Origin of the sequence: Caballeronia sp. ATUFL_F1_KS39, assembly GCF_023630985.1 — a bacterium.
Taxonomy (GTDB): Bacteria; Pseudomonadota; Gammaproteobacteria; order Burkholderiales; family Burkholderiaceae; genus Caballeronia; species Caballeronia zhejiangensis.
The window spans coordinates 1-273 of the sequence record NZ_JALQDZ010000087.1; the positions used below are offsets into that span (position 1 = coordinate 1).

A 273-nucleotide genomic window follows, 5' to 3' on the forward strand; every position below is an offset into this window, starting at 1 on the left:
GACTCGATCCGGCGGGCTTCACGTTCAAGCAGGGCGATGGACTCTATGCGGCGTTCCTGGCGCGCACGCCGGATTCGCTGGTCGCGTGGGGCAGCAAGGGGCGTGTCTATTCGGTGCCGGTATCGGCGTTGCCGGGCGGGCGGGGTGACGGCGTGCCCGTGACGTCGCTGATTGAGCTCGAATCGGGCACGCATCTGCTGCATTACTTCGCGGCGAATGCGGAGCAGCAGTTGCTGCTGGCATCGAGCAATGGTTTCGGCTTCCTCGCGAAGC

General features: G+C 65.6%; 1 pseudogene. It reads left to right on the top strand.

The window, feature by feature from the left end:
* Positions 1-273, top strand: a pseudogene (locus tag NCR93_RS31685) (DNA topoisomerase IV subunit A); the annotation flags it as partial.